This window comes from Thalassotalea sp. HSM 43, from assembly GCF_004752005.1.
In the GTDB taxonomy this organism is placed as follows: Bacteria; Pseudomonadota; Gammaproteobacteria; order Enterobacterales; family Alteromonadaceae; genus Thalassotalea_A.
This window is the reverse complement of sequence record NZ_CP038493.1, coordinates 2,443,266-2,465,509: the sequence shown is the minus strand read 5'-3', so window position 1 is coordinate 2,465,509 and position 22,244 is coordinate 2,443,266. Positions and strand designations below refer to the sequence as shown.

The window sequence follows — 22,244 nt, the reverse complement described above, 5'->3', positions numbered from 1 at the left end:
TGCTAAGCATTCGAGTCATTTACCACGCTAACTCAAATACCAAATCGCACCTATGGTGCAAATGGCAGGAACCACCATGGTCATTTTCGCCAGAGCCATATACGCCGACTGGTGTGTTTCACCACAAATAGCCCGCACTAATGTCACCACATAGCCATTATGAGGCAGGCTATCTAACACCCCTGACGATAAAGAAATGGTGCGATGTAAATGCTCTGGATTAGCACCAGCGTCAAGATATATCGGTCCCAAAATAGGCAATGCGATGGTTTGCCCTCCAGACGCGGAGCCGGTGATACCCGCAATAACCGTGACCGCAATCGCAGCGGACACCAACGGAGATCCCGGTATTGCCGTGACGGCGTCAACAGCAAAAGCAAATGCTGGAGTCACTTTAACAACCGTGCCAAACCCAACGACCGCAGAGGTATTCGCCCCAGCCACCAAGGCGCCTAAGGTACCTTCTGAGGTAACACTTTTTAGTTTACTGCTTAACTGGGGCCAGTATCCAATCAGCAACACCAAGCATCCCGCCAGCAAGGCGATAACCAAGGCATTGTTTTTATATTCTTGATGGAACAAAAATGCGGTAATAAACACCGCAAATAGCGAAACAAAGGCGATAATCGGGCTAACCTGTTGTGTTTGCTGTTGACCTTCGTTTGCCGACATAATCGATGCTTGGGGCAAGACAAAGCGCTCACCATTGGCATAGGCTTGGTTAATCATTCTGTTTAACCAGAAAATACCCGCAGCGGCCATAACAACAGCAGTCACTAAGCTAACCGGCCAAGCAGCATAAGGGGTGGTACCTAAATATGGCGCCGGTAACCAGTTTTGGATTTCCATAGAGCCAGCACTGGTCATGGTAAATGTGACAGAACCTAACGCTAAGGCGGCAGGAATAAAACGATGCGGTAAATCAGCTTGCTTAAATAGACTTGCCGCTAACGGGTACACCGCAAACGCGGCAATAAACGCGCTAACGCCACCATAGGTAAGAATGCCAGTTGCTAAGACAACCGCGGTAACAGCACGCTTCATACCGACATGATTAATAATCCAATAGGCAATGCTTTTCGCGCCACCAGAATACTCCATCAATTTGCCATACAAAGCACCGGTTAAGAAAACTAAAAACCAAACACTTAAAAATTTACCGAAGCCCCCTAAGTAGGCATCAGAATAATTTGCTACATCTGGGGCACTGGCGCTGGCGAAAATGGCAAGGCCATTAGTAAGCGCAACCACGAGCGCACAAATTGGCGCCGCAATTAATAGGTCCATGCCTTTTAAAGCAAGTATGGTGAGTAAAATTAATGAGGCGATTAAGCCAAGAAGACCGATATCCATAACAGGGCAATTAATTTTTATTATTTGCGTTTGTTATATCACAGGCTGAGAAAAAGCGAAAATCGAAGAGTAAAGAGTCGATAAAAAAGCAACACCCCAGAACAGACTATGTTCTGGGGTGTTAGTATTTGGTTATCTTAGGATTAGCAATTAATTGGATGATTATTCGGCTTTGACAATAACTTCACTGTTATTAACAACGTAAACTGGCGACTCTTTGTTTACACTGCTGCACTTAACATCAGGCTTATCACACCAGGTATCAACAACAGCCAGCTCACCAGCGACTTCAACAACATAACGCCAGCCATAAACCGTCTGCTTTTTCTTATTCATTGCTCGTTTAGCACCAATTAAACCGCCAGCAACTTTTGCCGCATCATTACCACTGCCAGAACCTATGGTTGAGCCTATGGCAACACCCACACCTGCCGCTAAAACCGGTCTACCGTCTCGGCCCACCTCACCGGTGATCACCTCGCTGCTTTTAACAACGCCTTCTTGTACTGTGCTCGCCGCATTAGCGGTTGCACATAAACACGAAGAGACCAGTAAACAAGTGAATAGCTTTTTCATGAAGATACCTCAACAGTAGTGCCTTAATGGCAAAATAATAGTTCGAGAGTATAGAGATAAGTCTTACGCGGCGATAACAATAAATAGTCATGAGCGTTATGACTGATACGCATATCTATGTCGCTACCGCAATTCGGTCAAGCCAAGGCTGAACAGGTGCGGGTTTACATTGCAAATAAGAAAAAAACCAGTACGGTGAATCGCACTGGGTTTTATTTTGTTTAGTGAGTTGGCCGTATAAGCCGGGTTCTGTTATGTCTAAGACACGACAATCATTCGTCTAGGCTATGAGTCGCCCCATAGCTCAAGCAAGCTCCTGCGGTATTAGCCGGTTCCAACGCGAGCGTTGCTTAACAGTAGATAAGAAAAAACCCAGTACGGTGATTCGCACTGGGTTTTATTTTATTTAGTGAGTTGGCCGTATAAGCCGGGTTCTGTTATGTCTAAGACACGACAATCATTCGTCTAGGCTATGAGTCGCCCCATAGCTCAAGCAACCTACCCGGTTCCAACGCGAGCCACGCCGTCAGGAACCCTATTTGGTCTTGCTCCGGGTGGAGTTTACCCTGCTGCCAACTGTTACCAGTGGCCCGGTGCGCTCTTACCGCACCCTTTCACCCTTACCGGTACTTGCGTACTTAGGCGGTCTTCTCTCTGCTGCACTTGTCGTCGGCTTTCGCCGCCCAGACGTTATCTGGCACCCTGCTCTTTGGAGCCCGGACTTTCCTCCCCTTACTCCGTCTACCCCGAAAGGTACAACGAGTAAGCAGCGATTGTCTGGCCAACTCGCGAGCATTTTAATCGAATGCATGCTCTGGGTAAACGAATTTAGTGGATTAAATGACAAACAGGCGGATAAAACCTAGGCAGTGTTTGCATCGTACAACCTATATGAGGGGTATTATGACAAACCATCTGTTTCTATTTACCAACGATTTACGCTTAGACGACAATTGGGCATTGCAAGCCGCAGCCGCTCAGTCTCAGAGGCTAGCACTGGCTTACCTGTTTGATGACAATGAATGCGTTGCTGATTTTAGCGACTGTCGGTTTACTGGCAACATGCGTTTAAATTTTATTCGGCAAGCCTTGCGACAATTGCAAACACAACTTAAAAAGTTTGATCAGCACCTGCATATTGTTTCCAGTCATGGCGTGTCAGCGCTGATAGAATTTATTGAGCGGCATCAGATAACGACCTTATTTTGCTCGACGCCAGCGGCAAGCAATGAACAACGTAAGCTGGCGTTTATCGTCAAACGCACCGGCGTCACATTGCATAGCGTCGACCAGACAACACTGCAGGCGGCAACTGATTTACCCTTCTCAATAGCAGAATTACCGCAAACCTTTAGCGCCTTTCGCCGTAAGGTTGAAAAACAGGACCTCAATATACAAGCCTGCATTAAGCTTATCAGCCTACCGCCGCCGGTTGCGCCGAAAGGCGATGATGATATGCGTACAGCCAACACCTTATCGTCTGTTGAGTATGCGACTAATGGGGCGGCGGTATTAAACGACTACTTCAAAACCAAACGAGCGTTAACCTACAAACAAACCCGCAACGCCTTAGACGATGAAGCGGCATCGACGCGTTTTAGCCCACTATTGGCGAATGGTTTAGTATCCGCGAGGCAAATTTGGTGGGCATTAAAAACGTTTGAACAAAACCAGCAAGCCAATGAATCGACCTACTGGATAGGTTTTGAATTACTCTGGCGCGATTACTTTTACTGGTTATTGGCAAAACATAAAGATCGTTTTTTTAAATTCACCGGCATTACTGGAAAGCGCCCACTAACCAGTTTTCATCCACAGCGTTTTAAAGCGTTTTGTAGCGGGCAAACACCTTCTGCGCTTGTCAATGCGGCAGTAAACCAACTCAATGCTACTGGTTATTTATCGAATCGCGCCAGACAAATAGTCGCCAGTTATTTCGTCAATGAATTACAGCTTGATTGGCGTTTTGGTGCCAAGTTTTTTCAAATGCAATTGATCGATTACGATGTCGCTGCAAATTGGGGCAACTGGCAATACATCGCTGGTGTTGGCTGCGACCCAAGACAGGGACGCCATTTTAATATAGCTAAACAGCAACAACTCTATGACCCAGATGGGCATTATATTAAGCGTTGGCGAGGTCAGTCCTATAGACAGACGTTAGACTCAGACATGGTTGACTGGCCGCAGTTGCAAGCGAGATAAACTGATGCCTGTCGCCGATAAACGTGCCATAAAAGTGTGTCCGGTGTGCATGAGACCATTTAATTGGCGCAAAAAATGGCGCAATAACTGGCCAAGCATCGTCTATTGCTCGGCGCGTTGCCGTTCTCAACGCCGTGCATTAGCGCGTCAATGAACAATTTTTCTGCTAAGTTATAGAGCAACTTAATAGCGTATAAAATTGCTATTGTGATAGATAATACAGCGCAATAAATTGCGTAACGCAATAGAGGGAGAAAGATGGAAAACCTAATTGATAACAAGCTGGCATTGACTGCATTTGAACGCATCACCCGGTTGGGCGAAAAAACGGATACGGGTTATCAGTTTCAAGGGGTGAGTGCTTGGCAAGACTATGACGGTTATACCTGCTTTTTAGGATATAACGATGTCACCATGACATTAATGTTTCACGGTAAATATGACATCGAATACAGCACCAGCGATTCACTTAAGCAATTTATGAAAAAAATAAACCTTATTTGCGCCGACTAACAACGAACTGTTCTATATTAATATTTAGATAATATATTGATTTGGCGAAATTTATGAGTATAGAACTTTGGCATTGCCACAACTCTCGCTCTTTACGAGTGCTTTGGGCATTGGAAGAGATGCAAATCCCCTTCACCTTACACAACCTGGCTTTCCCACCGCGCTTTCGTCATCCGGAATTTATTGAAATTAACAACCTAGGCACTGTCCCTTACCTTCGCGACGATACCATCAATATGACCGAGTCTTGTGCAATTTTGGTCTATTTGGCCAATAAATATGGCCAAGAACATTTAACCATCAGTTGCCAACACGCCGATTATGGTGATTATCTCAATTGGCTATTTCAAAGCGATGCCACCTTAACCTTTCCACTGACTCTGTTACTGCGGTATGGTCAATTTGAAAGCCAAGAACGTCAACAACCGCAAGTCGTCGAAGATTATACCGTTTGGTTTTTAGCAAGGTTAAAGCGCCTGAATGAGCACCTGGTCGATAAAACCTACTTAGTTGATGAACGTTTTACCATCGCCGATATAGCCGTTGGTTACAGTTTGTATTTAGGGCAACTGCTTGGCTTAGACCAACACTATAAGCCACAAACTAAATCTTATTGGCAACGTTTACAGCAAAGACCGGCGTTTATGGACAGTGTCAATGTCGGCGCCAGCGAAGCCGATTACTTCATATCTAAAGCAAACTGATACAAGGCATTCTTTTTAACGCCGTGAATTTCTGCGGCGATTGCGCAGGCCTTCTTTGGTTTCATTTCCGCCACCAGTAACTTTAAAGTTGCAATGGCTTCAGGTGGTATGGCATCCGGATCACGTGGCTTACCCTCGATGATTAATACCATCTCACCTTTTAATTGGTTGGCATCTTGTTGCAACCAAGCTAGCATATTTTCAGCGCTGTCTGCATGAACGGTTTCAAAGGTTTTCGTCAATTCTCGGGCGATGACAATTTGACGAGCGCCACCGAGCTGGCTGACGATATCCGCTACCGTATCTATCGCTCGACGAGGCGCATCATAAAACACCATGGTACGCGACTCTTCGGCAAGTTTTGCTAGCACACTCTGTCGCGCCGTCGATTTAGACGGTAAAAACCCTTCGAAAGAAAATCTATCGGTCGCTAACCCAGACACTGATAATGCCGCTATGGCAGCACAAGCACCTGGTACGGGAACTACCGCAAGGTTTTCCCTTCTAAGATGACGAACAATATGAAAACCTGGATCAGAAATGAGCGGTGTGCCGGCATCAGACACTAAAGCAATACTTTGCCCTTGCTGTAACATGTTGGCGATTTGTTCTTGTCTTTGACGTTCGTTATGATCGTGCAGCGACATGGTTTTATTTTTAATATTAAACGCGGTCAGTAATTTATTGGTATGACGGGTATCTTCACAGGCGATAACATCAACTTGAGAAAGCACGTCAATCGCGCGTTGAGTGATATCAAACAGGTTACCTATTGGCGTTGAAACCACATATAATGTACCTGAATTAACCGTAAACTGATTCATAGATAAATTTCCAGAGAAGACAAATGGTTGCTCGCAAAGCAGTGAGCGGTTTATTATATACCAATATACTCCCATAACCAGAAAGATAGTCTTATAGTTGCATATACTATTGATAGGATTGGCTAGCCAGTGACAATAAAAATAACTGCAAAACATCGTAACAACCTACTTCTTGCTGCTGTGTCCAGTGCCTTGCTATTTGCTTGTGCCAGTCCGCAACAAGAAAAACCACCCGTTAAAGTCAACGAACCTATAACAGAGGTTAAAATTGAGCAACCGAAAAGCGAATTAAGCGCCGACGATTTGCTTAGTAAAGCTGAGACTGCTGAAATCGACAAAGCCATCGTTTATTTATTACAGGCTGCCGATAAATACATCGACCAACAACAGCTTGGTAAAAGCTTGCACCTGTCAAATCAGTTAAGCCGCCTTTCGCTAACCCAGTCGCAACAAAACTACAACTTGCTTAATAGTGCAGAAGCGCTGTTTGAGTTGGGCGAGCTCGATCTCGCCAAACAACAATTAGCTGAAATCGATAGCGCAGCGCCAACTGAGAGACAACTGTACCTTAATGCACAAGTACACCAGCAATTAGGGTTAAGCGTTGAAGCGATCAGCGCCTATTTGACCTTTTATCAAAATTACCCAAGCTCAGAGATAAATGACATTGAAGGCTTGTACGAATTAATTGCCTCTTTACAGCCTTGGCAAAAATCTGCGTTAAAAAAACAACCCGTCGAAGGATTAAACGGTTGGTTGGCATTCGATACAGCACTGGCGCAAAATGGTGACAACGCCGTACAACTTAATAAAGCATTAAGCCAATGGCAAAGTCGTTACAGTGAACACCCAGCCAACCAGCTGCTAACCAAGTTTTCAGGCCTTGCCAATGAATTGGATAAACAACCTAAAGTAACCAGCATTGCGGTGTTATTGCCATTGTCGGGGCGAGAAAAATCGGTTGGAAGTACAATTCAAGCGGGTATTATTGCCGCCTACGATGGACAGCGAGAGCTAAATTTCATTGATACTAACTCGGCACCAATGGCGACGTTAATTTTGCAACTGCAACAGCAATCGCCTGATGTGGTTATTGGACCGCTATTAAAACGCCATGTCGATAGTTACTTGCAGATAGGTAATGAGAAACCGCAACCAAGTTTCAGTTCAATAAGCAGCGAAGCGAGCCTGAACCCAAGCCCGATGTCGCCAGAACCAAGTGCTGATGTTACTGAAAACACCTTAAAAACAGGGTTAAGTTACCCTTGGCAAACCTTGTTATTAAATTTACCAGACCAACAGCAATTGCAAGACAATCAATTTGCCCTGTCTATGTTACCCGAAGATGAAGCAGAGCAAGCGGCGTTCACCTTAAGTAAGAAAGGCTTTAATAATGCCATGGTGTTAAGCCAAAACAATGCGATTGGCAAACGCATTGCGCAAAGCTTTGCCAATCAATGGTTCCAGCAAACAGGTACCGAAATTACCGTGGTTTATTACCCGCCAGGCAAACAAATGCAAAACGCGGTTAAATCCAGTATGGATGTGGGTCTGTCAGACGAGCGAATTTATCTGATGCGAAATCGCATCAAGGAAAATGTAAAATCTGAGGCCAGAAGTCGCCGTGATGTCGATATGATTTATCTTATTGCCAGTACCGATCAGGCACGCTTAGTGAAGCCTTACATTGACGTTAATATCAGCCCGTTTGCCGAAGCGATACCGGTGTTTGCCAGTTCTCGCAGTCATGACAAACGCGCCAACCGCAATACGCGTCGTGACTTAAGTGGTTTGGTGTTTACGGATTCGCCATGGTTACTACCTGGCATGCCAGAAAATGATGCATTATACAGCGAGGCCCAGCAACTATGGCCAAACCGTTCTAGTCAGATGGAACGTTTTTATGCCATGGGTATCGACAGCATTCAGCTACTCGACAAATTATCAGCAATGGAATTAATCCCGTCTATTGTCCACAATGGAGAGACAGGTGATCTAAAAATGAATCAAAGCCGAGTAATAAGTCGTTCTTTATCTTGGGCTAAATTCCGTTCATCAAGGGTATCTCCCCTTGCTATGGAATAAGCTAAGTAAACGTCAGCAAGGCCAGCAATATGAGCAATTGGCGTGTCAGTACTTGCAACAACATGGATTGCAATTAGTCAGCAAGAACTTTACTTGCAAGCTCGGCGAGATTGATTTGGTCATGAACGATGCGGATTGCTTGGTATTTGTTGAAGTAAAATATAGAAAAAATAGTAAGTTTGGCAGTGCTGCTGAGATGGTTAATCACACTAAGCAACAAAAAATTATTAAAACTGCACAACTTTTTCTGCAAAAACGCGGTCTTAGTGAATATAATACAGCATGCCGATTTGATGTTGTCAGCATCACAGGCTCTGAGCGGACACCCGAATATTGCTGGCACAAAAATGCCTTCTATGGAGAATAAAACATGTTAGAAAGGGTTAAACATAACTTTCGCGAAAGTATCGAAACCAAAATTGCAGCCAGTGAAGAATTACCTGTCGCTATTGAAAAAGGCGGGATGACTATGGTTGAGTGCCTACTTGGCGGCCATAAAATTCTTAGCTGTGGTAATGGTGGTAGTGCGGGTGATGCACAACACTTTTCCTCTGAGCTATTAAACCGCTATGAAACTGAGCGCCCAAGTTTACCCGCGATAGCCCTGACCACCGACAGTTCCACCCTGACCTCAATCGCTAACGATTATAGCTATGAAGAAGTGTTCTCAAAGCAGGTTAGAGCGTTAGGTAACGCTGGCGATATTCTATTGGCTATTTCAACCAGTGGTAATTCGCAAAACGTCATCAAGGCGATTGAAGCGGCCGTTGCTCGAGATATGAAAATCATTGCACTAACAGGTAGAGATGGTGGTGAAATAGCCGGATTACTTGGTGAAAACGATGTCGAAATTCGCGTACCATCAGCTCGTACCGCAAGAATTCAAGAAGTTCACTTGCTTGCGATACACTGTTTGTGCGAAATTATTGATACGACCCTGTTCCCACAAGCGGACAGTTAAACAATAACAACCTAAAGCAAGATAATAAAAATGAAAAAGTTAACCATTGCGCTATTATCACTAACCATGTTGCAGGGCTGTGCTGCTGCCATTATTGCTGGCGTAGGTGCCGGTGCCGCGTCTGTAAATGACCGCCGTACTATCGGCGCTCAGGTTGATGATCAAACGATTGAAGTAAAAGCTTATACGCTAATTGCTGATAACAGTGAATTAGATGATGTTACCCGAGTACAAATCACCAGCTTAAACGGTACTGTACTTGTTGTTGGTCAAGCACCAAACCAGAATATCCGCAATAAGGTGATTGCCACCATTAAAGATATTCAGGGTATTCGCAAATTGCATAATCAAATTCGTATTGGCAATACAACGACCATAGGTACTCGCACCAATGACACTTGGCTTACGACTAAGGTGAAAACCGAATTACTTGCCTCGGATAAACTAGACGGGACAGCAATTAAAGTTATCACCGAAGATTCAGAAGTGTTTTTGATGGGTATGGTCAATGCCAATGAAGCCAACATTGCTGTCGAAATTGTTCGCAACATTAATGGGGTCGCAAGAGTCTATAAAGCTTTTGAAAACATCTAATCTGCGTTTAGGTATAACATTAGATGCAATAAAGGCGCTTTAAGCGCCTTTATTATTGCGCCTTAATATCAAATGTAACGTTAAAGTCGCGCCACATTCGCCAGCTTAACCCATAAAAGCAGATCATTAGTAAGCCCAAATTCCATTCGACAATATTTTCCCGCTCAAAGCTACTGTATCCTGTATATTGCATCACAACAGAGCCAACACCGACCAATAACATGGTTACCAACAACGCCAGTTTAATCCGTAAACAGCGTTTAAATATGGCGCTGAAATTGACCTTGTCTTGCAACTTAAATAAGGCGTTTATCATCAGTAATTGCGCTAACGGTGACAGGCCAAAGTAGAGAATAATGCCGTACCGGCGCATATAACGATAGACACGGCCGTCAGTGCCTAAAAAGTCGGCATACACCGCCAAGCTTATTGCGCCTATGATGCCACACACTAGCATCCACCGCAGCGAACGCTTGTACTGACAGCCGAGTTTTTGCAGCCATACATAGGCTAGATACCAATACAATATCAGCAGTACCGCATGCGCGATTTCAAAGGCGCGAAAAATAAATAGGCTATAACCTCGTCTGCCTGCGCGGCTGATTGACGTGCAGCCATCAAAGTAAGGAATACATTGTGGCACCCACTCATTGCTCGCACTGATCACATACACCAGATTCGGGGTGATAAAGCCAACGATAAAAACAATAAGTGCCAGATGTTTGGGTTGCATAATGCCCTAGTCTAGACGCTAGAGAGACTTTGCTCCATTACCAAGATCAGTGCTGATTAAAAATGTCGCCTTGCTAACAGGCGAATTTCTAGCCCTTTGACGTCATAGTTATCACTTAACGCGTAGGCAAGGTCAACATGAATCACTTTGTTTTCTCCTGCCGCATGAGGGCTGTATAAACGTAGGCCAAGTCCGACGGAGTCGAGCCAGCCATCTTCATCGTTAACCAATATCGAGTCGCCTGTGGCTTTGCCGCGGTCGTAAAATGCGACACCAGCGACATTGAATAGTCGCCACCAATTTAGGTTTGGATAATAACGCCCTTCTAAGGTAAATAAATGACTGTTTTCACCATGCTGATATTGCACTGGGTAGCCGCGTAATCCGGTATCCCCACCAAGGGTGACAATGCGATCTAAGTATTCGTTGTCGCTATATTGATTGGCGCTCTTAAGGTAAAGGGTCCAACGATCGGCCAACGTCCAAAATAACTCACCAGTGACCAATGCTCGTGTTCTATCTTGTTGCTGGTTTTGGTCATAATCAATGGCCGAGTTAAATGCCAAGTACCATTGTGCACCAAGGGTAAAAAACTTACTTGCGCTGAGTTGCCAGCTGCTGTCTCTGGTATTGTCACCCTGACCATCTGATATCGCCAGCCGACTTTGTATATGCCAACCAAAATTTATGTCTTCAATTTTTCCGACTTGATAGATATTGCTCAGCTTTTGATGTTGTTTTTGTTGGAACTCGAGGCCGACAAATGGCGCAGAAAATTCACGATCGGCAGGTAAAAAAGGTGCCGTGTTATCGTCTTCTATGGCAAATCGATGACGGTCGAGCCCATAGCCAAACTGCATCCGCCAAAATCGCTGTTGATTATCACTCAACAAATGTTGGTAAGAGGTGAAATAATTAAGAATATCATGACCGTATTCATACTCGTCGTTATCATTATGAAACAAGGTATCGACACGTTCGTTGTCGTTATAGAACAGTTTATAGGCGTGGCTATCTGCACTGCTGGCAAACTTTTTAGCCAGTGAAATGGCCTGTTGTTGGCCGTCATCATTATCGGCAAAACGTAACCCCAACTCACTGTTGGCAAACAACACATGAGGCACAGTGGCATTAACGATAAAGCCTGAACGGCGACTGTTTTCAAATGTCTTCAGGTCGAGCTCAATACCACGGCCGAGAAAATTGCGCTCTTTAACCCCTAACGCGTAGCGATTTTTGCCACCTTTACGAGAAAAATCTAAGGTTGGTAACAAGGACCAATTATCTCGTGTGGTAACGGTTACCTTCGCGGCTTTATCATCTACCTTGATATCCGCTTCCTCAATATAACTGAGCTTGCGTAATTTTCGTTCCCACTCTGCTAATTGCTTAGCCGTCAATTGACATTGCGATACAAACCAATATGATTCTTGGCGCAGTGTTGATTCGGTGGTATTGATGTGTAATTTGTTGGCCCAATCATGGAAGAAATAGTGTTGTTCTATATCATCACTAAAGATCGGTTGATTGATAAACTCGACGGTCATTGGTTGGCAGGTGCTTGCGGTCGTCTCAACGTCACTGGCATAGCTAGAATATGTTGCAAGTGTGCAACATGCCAAGACCAAAAGACTGTGCCAAGAGGTTGAATTCAAATCAATTTCCAACGTCGTTATTTTTTCTAAGTCTACAACAAAAAAACCAGCAATATGCTGGTTTTTATAAATTTACTGATGCCGTGTTATCGACTTATTTGACGATAGATAAGCTTGGCTTACCTTTTTTCTCAGGTCGTTTTGGCTCTTCTTCAGGCTCGCTTTCCCCTAGTTCAGGGTAATCGACGACAAAAGAACTACCAACACCGTTTTCTCGTGCATATATCGCGGCAACCGCTTCATGAGGGACGTAAAGGTGTTCAACCTTACCACCAAACCTGGCAGTAAACTCAATCACCTCTTCACTCATACTGATTGAACCAACTGAAGCGGGCGTAATATTCAGCACAATTTGACCATTGTCGATATGATTTTCTGGCACAACAACGTTAGGATAATTAGTATCAACCACAATATATGGCGTCAGTTCATTATCCAAAATCCAGTCATAGAATGCCCGGATCAAGTACGGTTTATTCGATGTCATGTCTACGGTCATTGTACTTCCTCAGCGATGCTTAGGCTGGACGACCAAAGCGAAGTTCGCGTTCGATTTCAGTTAACGAGGCTTGGAATGATTCGCGATCAAATAAGCGCAACATATACGCTTTCAATTCGCGACTGCCTTGGCCTGATAACTCGATACCTAATACCGGTAAACGCCATAGTAATGGTGCCAAGTAGCAATCAACCAAACTAAACTCTTCACTCATAAAGTACGGTGCTTCGTTTAGGATTGGGGCAACACTTAGCAGGCTCTCACGTAGCTCCTGACGCGCTTTTTCAGCGGCATCAGCGTCTCCTGACATTACGACTCTGGCAAGCGTATACCAATCATTTTCAATGCGGTGCATCATCAAACGACTACGTCCACGAGATACCGGGTAAACAGGCATCAAAGGTGGATGTGGGAAACGCTCATCCAGATATTCCATAATGATTTTCGCTTCGTACAATGCCAACTCACGATCAATAAGAGTTGGAACTGTGCCATATGGATTTAAATCAATTAAATCTTCAGGCAAATTATCTGGGTCTACCAAATGAATATCTACACCGACGCCTTTCTCAGCAAGCACGATACGAGCTTGATGTGAATACATATCATCGGCCAGAGAAAACAAGGTCATTACAGAACGTTTGTTGGCGGCTACAGCCATATATCCTCCAAATGTGTCATTTCCAATATTGCCAAAATATCCTTGGCAATCAAGGTACTGTATAAGTACGCGAAAGGGGCTAACCAAAATTATCGTTTCGATAACCAGTATAGCCCCAATAAGTTAGCTTAAGAAAGTAATATTAGTGAACGTCGCGCCAATATTCTTTCTTCAGCAAGTATGATAGTACGAACAAGATGAACAAGAAGCCAATTACCCAGTAACCTAGGCGCTTACGTTCAACCTTTACTGGCTCACCTGTATATTCCAGGAAGTTAGCCAAGTCGCGAACCAAAGTATCGTACTCTTGTGGTGTTAATTGACCAGGTTGAGTTAATACTAGATCCGCAGAGGTCAACGGGCGTTGTTCAGTCGATGGCAATTGCAACATTGCTTTTGCGTCATCGCTTAGCTCTTGTACGCCTTGCAGTTGTTGGAATACGTGTGGCATACCAACATCTTTAAATACGGCGTTGTTAACACCGAACGGACGATTTTCGTCAGCATAGAACGAGCGCAAGTAGGTGTATAACCAATCCGCACCGCCTTTCTTGTAACGAGTTACCAAGGTTAAATCCGGTGGCGCAGCACCAAACCACGCAGCCGCTTCTTTTGCTGGCATCGTGTTGACGATATGGTCACCGACTTTTTCGCCAGTGAACATAAGCGTCTCGATACCTTCTTTCTCATCGATTTCTAAATCAGCGAAGGTACGGTTATAACGTTGATACTGCAATGAGTGACAACCAAGACAGTAATTCATAAAGGTTTCAGCACCGTTACGTAATGACTGTTTGTCTGTAAGATCGTTGTTAGCTTTATCTAACGGAATGTTAGGACCTGCTGCAAATGCTAGAACAGGTACTAGAGCCAATAATGCAATAAGTGTTTTTTTCATTATTTTGTCACTCTCTCTGGAACTGGCTTAGTGTTCTCACCTTTTGAGTAGAACCAAAGGGCAATGAAGAAACCGAAGTAACCAATGGTAGTAATTGTACCAATCAAGTTATTGATAAAGTTCGACGGTTGAGTACCTAGGTAACCTAATAGGACGAAACACACAGCGAATTGAACAAGATTAAACAAATGTAACTTACTGCGGAATCGGAACGAGCGCACAACGCCACGATCAAACCATGGTAAAGCGAATAGCATACCAATAGCAGCAAACATCAGGATCATACCACCTAACTTGTCAGGAACGACACGTAAGATAGTGTAGAACGGACCGAAGTACCATACCGGAGCAATGTGCTCTGGCGTCTTCAAGCCATTAGCTGGTTCAAAGTTTGGCGCCTCAAGGAAGTAACCACCACCTTCAGGGAAGAAGAACATAACCCAGCAGAACAAGATAAGGAAACCAACAACACCCATGATGTCTTTTACAGAGTAATAAGGGTGGAACGGAATCGCATCCACGATATCGTATTTTTTGGTGTAATGTTCATGGAATTTGAACTTACTTTGCTCTTCGTCTGGTACTGAGCCTTTTGGCTTCTTAATGTCGGTACCGTCTGGGTTGTTCGAACCAACTTCGTGCAAGGCTAGGATGTGCAAGAATACCAACACACAAAGCACAAGTGGCAATGCAATAACATGCAAAGCGAAGAAACGGTTCAAGGTAGCGCCAGAGATGACGTAGTCACCACGAATCCAGGTAGTCAGGTCATCACCGATAACCGGAATCGCACCAAACAAGGATATAATTACCTGTGCACCCCAGTAACTCATGTTACCCCAAGGCAATAAGTAACCCATGAATGCTTCAGCCATTAGCACCAAGTAAATCAACATACCGAAGATCCACAGTAATTCGCGAGGCTTTTGGTAAGAACCATAAATTAAGCCACGGAACATGTGCAAGTAAACAACAACGAAGAACGCTGACGCACCGGTAGAGTGCATGTAACGTAGCAACCAACCGTAGTCGACATCACGCATGATGTATTCTACAGAAGCGAATGCACCATCGCCTGATGGTTCGTAGTTCATGGTTAACCAAATACCAGTAACGATTTGGTTAACAAGTACTAGCATGGCTAGAGAGCCAAAAAAGTACCAAAAGTTAAAGTTTTTAGGTGCCGGGTACTGACCTACGTGCTTATTCCAAGCATCCGTAACTGGCAAACGCTTGTCAATCCAAGCCATAAAGTTAGCAAGCATTATGCGTCTCCTTTACCAATACCGATAACAAGCGTGTTGTCATCTGGGAATGAATGCTCTGGAACAACTAGGTTCAATGGAGCAGGAACACCAGCAAATACACGACCAGCCATATCAAACTTAGAACCATGACATGGGCAGAAGAAACCGTAATCTACGCCTTCAACATGCTCAGCAAAATCGCCTTTTTTGTATGTTGGAGCACAACCTAAGTGAGTACAAACACCTTCAGCTACCAAATACTCAGGATTAATTGAGCGGTATTGATTTTGTGCGTATGCAGGTTGCTGTTCTTCTTGCGAATTAGGATCTCGTAACTGATCTTCATGACCGCCTAATGCATCGATGATCGTCGCTGGACGACGAACAACATAGATAGGCTTACCACGATACTCTGCACGTACCAGCTGACCAGCTTGAATTTTACTAATATTTACTTCGACTGGGGCACCGGCAGCTTTAGCTTTGGCACTTGGGTTCCAGGAAGCGATGAATGGCACAGCTGCACCAGCAACGCCTACACCACCAACGACAGATGTCGTGATTGTTAGGAAGCGTCGACGGCCGTTGTCCACGGGCGCATTGCTCATTTCATTTCTCCAATACTATTTATTAGACACAGAAAAAATTGTCTCGCCAGAGCTATATTAAACGTATCGCTCTGCCGATAGGATTTTTCTTACAACGATTTCTCGTGAATTTTCAGGAAAATTGTTGTTTTTATTGAATTTTGCTTCATTTTAACGAAAACAGAAAAAAGGTAGCAAAATTACGATTAAAAAATTTTGCTTATAATAAAGAATTGTACATTTTTTTACAAGATAAAACCTTGTCGGAAGTGCGCTTATTTAGGCCTTTTTCTGCAATAGCCTAAACTGTGTAAATTTTGGGTAAACAATTATTTAAGAAAAAAAAACCGGCCAGAAGGCCGGTTTTTTGCATCGAATAGTAAAATTAACGTTTCGAGAATTGTGGACGCTTACGCGCTTTGTGTAGACCCACTTTCTTACGTTCAACTTTACGAGCATCACGAGTAACGTAACCTGCTTTACGAAGCTCTGAACGTAGAGTTTCGTCAAACTGCATTAGCGCACGAGTGATACCGTGACGGATCGCACCAGCTTGACCAGAGATACCACCACCAACTACGGTGATGTTAAGGTCAAACTTCTCAACCATTTCAACAAGCTCAAGTGGTTGACGAACAACCATACGTGCTGTTGGACGGCCGAAATAAGTTTCGATGTCACGATTGTTAATGGTAATAGTACCTTTACCAGCTTTCATGAATACACGAGCTACAGAGCTCTTGCGGCGACCAGTGCCGTAATATTGATTATCAGCCATGATTACAACTCCAATACTTTAGGTTGTTGTGCCGCATGCTTGTGCTCAGCGCCAGCATACACTTTAAGTTTACGGTACATGTCACGGCCTAGAGGACCTTTTGGCAACATACCTTTAACTGCGAATTCAATTACACGCTCTGGTGCTTTTTCGATTAGCTTTTCAAAGCTAATTTGCTTAAGACCACCAGGGAATTCAGTGTGCGAGTAGTAAATTTTACCTTTCGCTTTGTTACCAGTTACACGTACTTTCTCAGCGTTAACAACAACGATATAATCACCGGTGTCACAGTGAGGAGTGTATTCTGGCTTGTGCTTACCGCGTAGGCGACGAGCAATTTCAGTAGCGATACGACCTAAAGTTTTACCTTCGGCGTCCACTACAAACCATTCGCGAGTTACGCTTTCTGGTTTAGCTACAAAAGTTTTCATTGATAAAAACCCATAATAAATAAGTTACATAAAAAGTTATTGCTACCAATAACCGATTAAATAGACTACGTTTTTACCCCTTCGAGTATCGAGTCTGTTGCTTTTTCAAGCGTTGTAACGTTGGGAGCCGCGAATTATAGAGAATATTTTTGTAAAAATGAAGTTTAATTTTCAATCAAATAGCGTTTTTTACAAAATATTGCAATTTAATGGATAAATTCAGGGCATAACTTTGCCAATAATGACTAAGGCAAGTGTTCAGAGCCCAAATATTCCATAGATTGCATTTCTTGTAATCGAGATAGACAACGTTTGAATTCAAAATTTAAACCGCCGTCGCTGTACAATTGCTCCATGTCTACCTCGGCGGAGATAATCAGTTTCACATTTCGTTCGTAAAACTCATCGACCAGAGCGATAAAACGGCGAGCGCTATCGTCGGTTTCACGGCCCATTTGTTTCACATTGGCGAGCAACACCGTATGGTAAATACGACTTAGCTCCATATAGTCTGATTGACTGCGAGCGGATTCACACAGCTCACTAAAGTCAAACTGCACTACGCCATCACTTTCTCGTAGCGTGGTCAAAGGGCGATTATTAATTTCTAAGACCTTGCCTTGCTGACCCGGCTCAACCGTTAATTGGCTAAAATAAAGCGCCATATTTTCATCGGCTTTGGCATCAAGTGGCGAATGAAAAATTTCCGCTTGTTCAAGGGTGCGCAAGCGATAATCAATACCACTATCGACATTAACCACATCACAGTTTTCGTTAATCAACTTAATCGCCGGCAAAAAGCGAGCCCGCTGTAGACCATTTCTATACAGTTCATCCGGAATAATGTTTGACGTCGCGACTAAGGTGACATTGTGCGCAAATAACTCTTCAAATAAGGTGCCAAGCAACATGGCATCAGTAATGTCAGAGACAAAGAATTCATCAAAACAAATAATACGGGTTTCTTCGGCAAACTTTTTAGCAATGATTTTTAACGGGTCTTGCTGACCTTTAAGCAGTTTAAGCTCGTCATGCACACGATGCATAAAGCGATGAAAGTGAACCCGCATTTTTTGCTCAAACGGCAGACAATCATAGAAAGTGTCGACTAAATAAGTTTTACCTCGACCAACACCACCCCAAAAATAAATGCCTTTGACTTTATTTGCCTTTGGTTTGGCCATGGTTTTTACCCAGCCTTTGAGCACTTTCTTAAAGCCAGTAACCGCTATCGGCTTAGTCTGCAAATCATCATACAAGCGCTGCAGTTGCTTAACCGCGTTTTCTTGTGCTGAATCGTGACTGAAACCGTTAGTTTGAAGATCTTGTTGGTATTTTTGCCAAGGTGTTAGCTTAATCATGGTATCGCTTTCGATAACTTATAAATAAGAGTATGGATGATTCACCTCTGATCATTATCAATTTCATGCTATGACGTTGAAAAATTACAAATAATCACCAGATCGGAGGTGTGAAAGTATTAAATTAACGCTATTATAAGAGAAGGCAACCAAGACTGCTATGCCAACTTGGTTGAAAACTCCATTAGGGCTGTCATTCTAATCTAATAAAACCCTAAAAAGAGTCATAAAATAACAAAATCCCTGGTTATACTCTAATCCTCTATAGCTTACTATACGTATCAAAACAGGAAACCAGGTTATTGTGTCGAAACAGTAAGGAATAAATATGGAATTCATCTACCTTCTCATCGGTGTCATCATCGGCGCTGCCGGCGGTTTTTTCGCGCGCAAACAAATGTCGGCTTCAGAACAAGAGTTTAAACACCTGCAACAAGAAGTGACTGAGAGTAAGACTTCACTTGAGCAGTATCAAAATGAAGTGGCCACACATCTACAAAACTCAACTAATTTATTGGCGAAAATGAATGACGCGTGCAAAACAGCGATGATTCAAATGGAACAAAGTACGCAACTTTTGGACCGAGCCAATCAACGTAGCAATGAAATGCCTTTCTTCTCAGCCGAAACTGAAGCGCACATTCGCTCTAATCCGTCACCGAAAAAAGCTAAACGCGGTGTACGCAATGAAGCGTTAACTGAGCCACCTCGTGATTATTCAGATGATCCGAGCGGCATATTCAGTGACGCGCAACAAGTTGTTACAAACAAGGCGAGCTAATACACAGCTCGTTTTGAACTTTGCTTATTCAAGTGAGTCACTAGTTAACAGTTACGACGAATTTTTATTCGTGATACGCAATCAAGCCCGGCTTAACTCTGGGCTTTGTTTTTTCAGTATAAAAATATTAAGAATTAACTAAAATTGGAGTCTTATATATGAAAAAGAAGTTTGCACTGACCCCTGTCGCGCTTTTAATTGGTTCTTTAACATTATTCCCCGCTAGTTCATATGCTGCCTTGCCAACGCAAGTAGACGGTCAAAGTTTACCGTCATTAGCCCCGATGTTAGAACAAACCACCCCCGCTGTGGTAAGCATTAGTGTGGAAGGTACGCAAGAAGTACAACAATCCGACCCTTTCCGATTTTTCTTTGGCCAACGCCGTGGTCAAGAACCGCAAGAGCGCCCTTTTAGAGGCTTAGGCTCAGGTGTTATTATCGACGCCGATAAAGGTTATATCGTTACTAATAACCATGTTATTGATGAAGCCGACACCATACTGGTCAATCTCACTGATGGTCGTCAGTTTAAAGCCAAGAAAATAGGCACCGATGCACAAAGTGATATCGCGTTGCTGCAAATAGACGGTGAAGACCTGACTGAAATTAAAATCGCTAATTCAGATGATCTGCGCGTCGGTGACTTTGCTGTCGCCATTGGTAGTCCATTTGGACTTGGCCAGACCGTCACCTCTGGTATTGTCAGCGCGTTGGGCCGTAGTGGCCTTAACATTGAACAGCTGGAAGACTTTATTCAAACCGATGCGGCAATTAATAGCGGCAATTCCGGTGGCGCGCTAGTCAACTTAAGAGGCGAGCTTATCGGTATCAATACCGCAATTCTAGGCCCTAATGGTGGCAACGTAGGTATCGGTTTTGCGATACCATCAACGATGATGCAGAATCTCGTCAATCAAATCATCGAATACGGTGAAGTACGCCGCGGCGTGCTAGGTGTCACCGGTAACTCAATTAATCCTGAATTGGCAAAAGCCATGGATTTAGAAACCAATCAAGGTGGCTTTGTCTCACAAGTTGCTCCAGACTCAGCGGCGGAACAAGCAGGCTTAAAAGCAGGCGACATTATCATTGAAGTCAATGGTCGCAAAATTCGCAACTTCAATGAATTGCGTGGCAAGATAGGTTCTATTGGTGCCGGTAACGACGTTGAGTTGACGATTTTACGAGACGGTAAACGCAAAACCTTTGATGTTACTCTAAAAGGCACAACCGAAGCCAACATCGCTGCCGCTAGCATGCACCCTATGCTACAAGGCGCTCAATTAAGCAGTAGTGAAGATGGCGAGGGCGTACTGGTTAGAAACGTTATCGAAAACTCCCCTGCTGCAGCCGTCGGCCTGCAAGATGGTGATGTTATCGCCGGTGTGAATCGCAAACCAGTAAGTAACTTAGCTGAGTTTCGCGATCTACTTGAAGAAATTGAAGGTGTTGTCGCACTCAATATCGTGCGTGGTAACACCAAACTCTACTTAATGATGCGCTAAGCTATGAGCGTTTTTCAAAGGGAAGCTATGCTTCCCTTTTTTGTTAGCAATTTGCCATCACAAGAATCTAGCCTGCGCATAAAACCGATGAGTTAACTCTTTGTCGACGGTGAGAAAAGTGCTAGTATTTTAAATATTGCCCTTTAACAACAATAAGCTGCGGATGAAAATTTTACCGGCACTTTCCTATATTCTTAGAGCGATCAGTTATGGCCTATTAACTGCCGTTGTATTATTGATATTGGTGCCAGAATTACGTGACGGCAACAGTGTATCCTTTAATATATTCAAGCCAGATACGCAAAAATCTGACCCGATGTCCTTTGCGACGGCCGTCGCCAAAGCCGCACCTGCAGTGGTTAACATCTATTCCGAGACCATTGAACGCGGCAACTATTATCAAAACACACCACGTAAACAAGTGAAGCTTGGCTCTGGGGTGATTATGGATCCTAGAGGTTATATCCTCACCAATTATCATGTGGTAATGAATGCGGATATGATTCGTGTGGTTCTGCAAGATAACACACGGCTCACCGCCGAACTGATTGGTAGTGACCAAATTACCGACCTAGCGGTGTTAAAAGTTGCCGCTGATAACTTACCCGTCATTCCTCGCGACGACAGCCTCACCCCGTTGGTTGGTGACGTTGTATTGGCGATAGGTAATCCATTGAATATTGGTCAAACCGTCACTCAAGGTATTATCAGTGCCACAGGTCGTAATGGTTTAAGTAGCACCAACTATCGTGAATTTTTACAAATGGATGCGGCAATCAATGACGGTAACTCAGGTGGCGCATTGGTCAATTCTAATGGTGACTTAGTCGGTATTACCTCTGCGCAATTTAAACGATTAAGTCCGCAAGTTAATATTCAAGGGATATTCTTTGCCGTGCCCTATAAACTGGCGGCCAAGGTTATGCGTGAGTTGATTGAAAACGGCCAAGTCATACGCGGTTGGTTAGGGGTAAGCTCTGACAGTTACAATCATCACCTTAAAGGCTTTGTTGTTAATCAAATTACGCCAGGTGGTCCTGCAGAAGCGGCAGGATTAGCGATTAACGATGTAGTTCATAAGATTGGTGGTCAGGAAATTAACAGCATCAACCACGCCTTGGATATTATTGCGGAAACCAATCCTGGCGCTCAGCTTGAATTCACCATTTATCGCGAGAATAAGCTGATCACTATACCTGTTATTATCGGCGAATTTAAACGCTAACCGCTGCCAATAAATGCCGCGATTAGGCGATCAAAAAAGGCAACCTTAGGTTGCCTTTTTTATTGCTC

Annotated in this window: 24 protein-coding genes and 1 other RNA gene; 11 read left to right on the top strand and 14 right to left on the bottom strand. The window is 43.9% G+C overall.

The annotated features are described in order from the left end of the window. Positions 1-27: 27 nt before the first annotated feature. From E2K93_RS10640 to rnpB, 3 genes are all read right to left on the bottom strand, one after another. The gene (locus E2K93_RS10640; protein ID WP_135439073.1) at positions 28-1,353 is read right to left on the bottom strand and encodes a GntP family permease; all 1,326 of its coding nucleotides are present in this window, start codon (positions 1,351-1,353) and stop codon (positions 28-30) included. Between the two features lie 162 nt (positions 1,354-1,515). Beyond that, complete coding sequence (locus E2K93_RS10635) at positions 1,516-1,929, bottom strand: hypothetical protein (protein ID WP_135439072.1); 414 nt, start codon at positions 1,927-1,929, stop codon at positions 1,516-1,518. A gap of 406 nt (positions 1,930-2,335) precedes the next feature. Continuing rightward, positions 2,336-2,718: RNase P RNA component class A (rnpB, locus tag E2K93_RS10630), an RNA gene on the bottom strand. Positions 2,719-2,832: 114 nt separating this feature from the next. Here rnpB and E2K93_RS10625 point away from each other — a divergent pair. From E2K93_RS10625 to E2K93_RS10610, 4 genes are all read left to right on the top strand, one after another. Next, the gene (locus tag E2K93_RS10625) at positions 2,833-4,134 is read left to right on the top strand and encodes a DASH family cryptochrome (RefSeq protein WP_189637750.1); all 1,302 of its coding nucleotides are present in this window, start codon (positions 2,833-2,835) and stop codon (positions 4,132-4,134) included. A gap of 4 nt (positions 4,135-4,138) precedes the next feature. Beyond that, a complete protein-coding gene (locus E2K93_RS10620) occupies positions 4,139-4,288 on the top strand; it encodes a DUF2256 domain-containing protein (protein WP_135439070.1) in 150 nt (49 codons plus the stop codon). Positions 4,289-4,392: 104 nt separating this feature from the next. After that, positions 4,393-4,647, top strand: coding sequence for a DUF3081 domain-containing protein (locus E2K93_RS10615; RefSeq protein ID WP_135439069.1), 255 nt, complete (start codon positions 4,393-4,395; stop codon positions 4,645-4,647). A 53-nt stretch (positions 4,648-4,700) separates the two neighbouring features. Next, positions 4,701-5,351 carry a glutathione S-transferase family protein gene (locus tag E2K93_RS10610; RefSeq protein WP_228445266.1) on the top strand — a complete coding sequence of 217 codons (651 nt, stop codon included), beginning with the start codon at positions 4,701-4,703 and terminating at the stop codon, positions 5,349-5,351. Here E2K93_RS10610 and rsmI read toward each other — a convergent pair. Further along, positions 5,327-6,175, bottom strand: a complete 849-nt coding sequence (gene rsmI / locus E2K93_RS10605) for a 16S rRNA (cytidine(1402)-2'-O)-methyltransferase (protein WP_135439068.1) — start codon at positions 6,173-6,175, stop codon at positions 5,327-5,329. The two genes, E2K93_RS10610 and rsmI, sit on opposite strands and share 25 nt — an antisense overlap. Before the next feature lie 129 nt (positions 6,176-6,304). Here rsmI and E2K93_RS10600 point away from each other — a divergent pair, with 129 nt between their 5' ends. The 4 genes from E2K93_RS10600 to E2K93_RS10585 are packed head-to-tail and all read left to right on the top strand — an operon-like array spanning position 6,305 to position 9,815. Then, positions 6,305-8,260, top strand: a complete 1,956-nt coding sequence (locus E2K93_RS10600; RefSeq protein ID WP_135439067.1) for a penicillin-binding protein activator — start codon at positions 6,305-6,307, stop codon at positions 8,258-8,260. Continuing rightward, entirely contained in the window at positions 8,247-8,627 is a 381-nt protein-coding gene (locus E2K93_RS10595; RefSeq protein WP_135439066.1) for a YraN family protein, read from the top strand. Before E2K93_RS10600 ends, E2K93_RS10595 begins: the two co-directional genes overlap by 14 nt. A 3-nt stretch (positions 8,628-8,630) precedes the next feature. Then, complete coding sequence (locus E2K93_RS10590) at positions 8,631-9,221, top strand: phosphoheptose isomerase (RefSeq protein WP_135439065.1); 591 nt, start codon at positions 8,631-8,633, stop codon at positions 9,219-9,221. Between the two features lie 30 nt (positions 9,222-9,251). Further along, complete coding sequence (locus E2K93_RS10585; protein WP_135439064.1) at positions 9,252-9,815, top strand: BON domain-containing protein; 564 nt, start codon at positions 9,252-9,254, stop codon at positions 9,813-9,815. Positions 9,816-9,867: 52 nt separating this feature from the next. Here the strand turns inward: E2K93_RS10585 and E2K93_RS10580 are convergent, their stop codons facing one another. From E2K93_RS10580 to zapE, 10 genes are all read right to left on the bottom strand, one after another. Continuing rightward, on the bottom strand, positions 9,868-10,548 hold the full coding sequence (locus E2K93_RS10580) for a hypothetical protein (protein ID WP_135439063.1): 681 nt from the start codon (positions 10,546-10,548) through the stop codon (positions 9,868-9,870). Between the two features lie 56 nt (positions 10,549-10,604). After that, a complete protein-coding gene (locus E2K93_RS10575; RefSeq protein ID WP_135439062.1) occupies positions 10,605-12,203 on the bottom strand; it encodes a hypothetical protein in 1,599 nt (532 codons plus the stop codon). 94 nt (positions 12,204-12,297) lie between these two features. Then, positions 12,298-12,702, bottom strand: a complete 405-nt coding sequence (locus tag E2K93_RS10570; protein ID WP_228445264.1) for a ClpXP protease specificity-enhancing factor — start codon at positions 12,700-12,702, stop codon at positions 12,298-12,300. Between the two features lie 19 nt (positions 12,703-12,721). Continuing rightward, a complete protein-coding gene (gene sspA / locus E2K93_RS10565; protein ID WP_135439061.1) occupies positions 12,722-13,363 on the bottom strand; it encodes a stringent starvation protein SspA in 642 nt (213 codons plus the stop codon). A gap of 142 nt (positions 13,364-13,505) precedes the next feature. Next, positions 13,506-14,261, bottom strand: a complete 756-nt coding sequence (locus tag E2K93_RS10560) for a cytochrome c1 (RefSeq protein ID WP_135439060.1) — start codon at positions 14,259-14,261, stop codon at positions 13,506-13,508. Further along, complete coding sequence (locus E2K93_RS10555) at positions 14,261-15,526, bottom strand: cytochrome b (protein ID WP_135439059.1); 1,266 nt, start codon at positions 15,524-15,526, stop codon at positions 14,261-14,263. The genes E2K93_RS10560 and E2K93_RS10555 overlap by 1 nt, the downstream gene beginning before the upstream one ends. Further along, positions 15,526-16,116: a ubiquinol-cytochrome c reductase iron-sulfur subunit gene (gene petA, locus E2K93_RS10550; protein ID WP_135439058.1), complete on the bottom strand. Its 591-nt coding sequence runs from the start codon at positions 16,114-16,116 to the stop codon at positions 15,526-15,528. Before petA ends, E2K93_RS10555 begins: the two co-directional genes overlap by 1 nt. A 364-nt stretch (positions 16,117-16,480) precedes the next feature. Next, positions 16,481-16,873 (bottom strand): 30S ribosomal protein S9, encoded by a 393-nt coding sequence (gene rpsI, locus E2K93_RS10545; protein ID WP_135439057.1) that lies wholly within the window; start codon positions 16,871-16,873, stop codon positions 16,481-16,483. Between the two features lie 2 nt (positions 16,874-16,875). Then, positions 16,876-17,304, bottom strand: coding sequence for a 50S ribosomal protein L13 (gene rplM / locus E2K93_RS10540; protein WP_135439056.1), 429 nt, complete (start codon positions 17,302-17,304; stop codon positions 16,876-16,878). 245 nt (positions 17,305-17,549) lie between these two features. Beyond that, positions 17,550-18,665 carry a cell division protein ZapE gene (zapE, locus tag E2K93_RS10535; RefSeq protein WP_135439055.1) on the bottom strand — a complete coding sequence of 372 codons (1,116 nt, stop codon included), beginning with the start codon at positions 18,663-18,665 and terminating at the stop codon, positions 17,550-17,552. Between the two features lie 328 nt (positions 18,666-18,993). Between zapE and E2K93_RS10530 the strand changes: the two genes are divergently transcribed. The 3 genes from E2K93_RS10530 (at position 18,994) to E2K93_RS10520 (ending at position 22,176) form a co-directional block, all read left to right on the top strand. After that, positions 18,994-19,446, top strand: a complete 453-nt coding sequence (locus E2K93_RS10530; RefSeq protein ID WP_135439054.1) for a YhcB family protein — start codon at positions 18,994-18,996, stop codon at positions 19,444-19,446. A gap of 158 nt (positions 19,447-19,604) precedes the next feature. Further along, positions 19,605-20,951 (top strand): Do family serine endopeptidase, encoded by a 1,347-nt coding sequence (locus E2K93_RS10525; RefSeq protein WP_135439053.1) that lies wholly within the window; start codon positions 19,605-19,607, stop codon positions 20,949-20,951. A 163-nt stretch (positions 20,952-21,114) separates the two neighbouring features. Beyond that, positions 21,115-22,176, top strand: coding sequence for a trypsin-like peptidase domain-containing protein (locus E2K93_RS10520; protein ID WP_135439052.1), 1,062 nt, complete (start codon positions 21,115-21,117; stop codon positions 22,174-22,176). The last annotated feature ends 68 nt before the right edge of the window (positions 22,177-22,244 follow it).